This window comes from Acidobacteriota bacterium, assembly GCA_016196065.1.
GTDB lineage: Bacteria > Acidobacteriota > Terriglobia > Terriglobales > Acidobacteriaceae > Acidiflorens.
On sequence record JACPYL010000020.1, the window covers coordinates 1 to 1,440 of the forward strand.

General features: G+C 59.1%; 3 protein-coding genes. 1 reads left to right on the forward strand and 2 read right to left on the reverse strand.

The annotated features are described in order from the left end of the window. Positions 1-109 precede the first annotated feature (109 nt). Together HY010_17790 and HY010_17795 are read right to left on the reverse strand one after the other, a co-directional pair. Positions 110-424 (reverse strand): transposase, encoded by a 315-nt coding sequence (locus HY010_17790; protein MBI3477587.1) that lies wholly within the window; start codon positions 422-424, stop codon positions 110-112. Beyond that, positions 322-1,035 (reverse strand): IS630 family transposase, encoded by a 714-nt coding sequence (locus HY010_17795; GenBank protein MBI3477588.1) that lies wholly within the window; start codon positions 1,033-1,035, stop codon positions 322-324. The genes HY010_17790 and HY010_17795 overlap by 103 nt, the downstream gene beginning before the upstream one ends. A 43-nt stretch (positions 1,036-1,078) precedes the next feature. Here HY010_17795 and HY010_17800 point away from each other — a divergent pair, with 43 nt between their 5' ends. Then, entirely contained in the window at positions 1,079-1,417 is a 339-nt protein-coding gene (locus HY010_17800) for a hypothetical protein (GenBank protein ID MBI3477589.1), read from the forward strand. The last annotated feature ends 23 nt before the right edge of the window (positions 1,418-1,440 follow it).

The following is a 1,440-nucleotide window of genomic DNA, read 5'->3' on the forward strand; positions in this document are numbered from 1 at the left end:
CAGGCAGGCGTCGAGAAACACAAAGCGGAACGGCGTGAGGACCCTGTTGCCCAGCCAGGAAAAGTAATTACCGAGGTCGTCAGCCAAGTCAGTCGCGCAGACATACTGCCTAGTCATTGGTATAGGCTACACTTTCGGCTCCAAAGAATGACTTTACGAGCCGTCGATTTCCTTTGATCGTGGCCAAGTCGCTTTGCACCCGTTCTTTCAGCGACTCGTTCTTCCGGAGCGGCTTCTTACTCACGCCGTTGGTCTTCATGTAAGCCCAGACAAACTCGTCTGGATTCAGATCGGGCGCATAGGGTGGGAGAAAGTGGAGTTCTAACCTTCCCTCCATCTCCTTGATGAGGCTCTTGACAGCATTCGCCTTGTGCGCCGGATGCCCATCGACCACGAGATAGACTGGGCCCGAACGGCCCCGCATGAACTCGCGCAGAAACTGCGCGAAGAGTTGCGCGTTGAGGCGCTCCGTGTAGCTCTGACACCAGAACGCCCCGGAGGCTGTGACCGCACTGATGACATTGCGTACGTCCGCCCGAGCCTCGGCTCGGAATCCAAACCGGCTTCATCCAGGAAGAAGATGCTGGCCCCGTGTTTCCGCGCCTTTCGGCGTAGGCCTGGGTACACTTCCCCCACCCAGGCCTGCACCGCGGCCGGATCCCGCTCAGACGCACGCCGCAGCGGCTTCTGCGGGGTGATTTCCAACTGGGCCAACAGCTTGCCCACAGCGGTCAAACACAACGTCACGCTCATTCGCTTGGCAATGAGCTCCGCGACAATCTGCCGCGTCCAGAGTCCAAACTCGAACCCATACTGCCGCGGGTCCTTCCCGACGACCCAGCGCTTCACCTGTTGACGCTGTTTCTCGCTCAACTTGGGCTCGGGTCCCGCCGCGATCTTCTCCGCCAACGCCTCCCAGCCCTCCTCCTCGAACTTGCGCAACCAAGGGTAGATGCTAGTCCGGCACAAACCCATGGAATCCATGACGGCAGAGGGCGCCTCGGCATCCTCCACGACTCGCTTCACCGCCGTCACTCTAAGATGCTCAAGGGTCTTATGGTCCAGTGTACGTCCGTCAATGCTCATGGGCCTAAACAACAGCAAGACCTGTGCCAGTGTAGGCTATCCCAATGACCAGGCAGTAACGCGTGGTGAGATGGGCAAGAGGCGCCTTGAACTGCGCGTTGAGATGCTTGGAGCCTATCAGGACAGGGTCCTGGTCTTCCAATACTCTAACGTCGTCGCGCTGGATCTCGGTGTTAAGGGCGCCGAGCGGTCGGACTACCTCGAGTGGGTGTGTGACGAGTTTGATCTCGTGGGGCGGCGCCTCATCTCGCACGAGATCCAGTGGCATGACGGCAGCCTTTGGCGAATGGTTGCCGACAACGCAACTCTTCTCGTCCCGGACAAGCGGTAGGCTTCGGAAAGTGCCGGAAATTA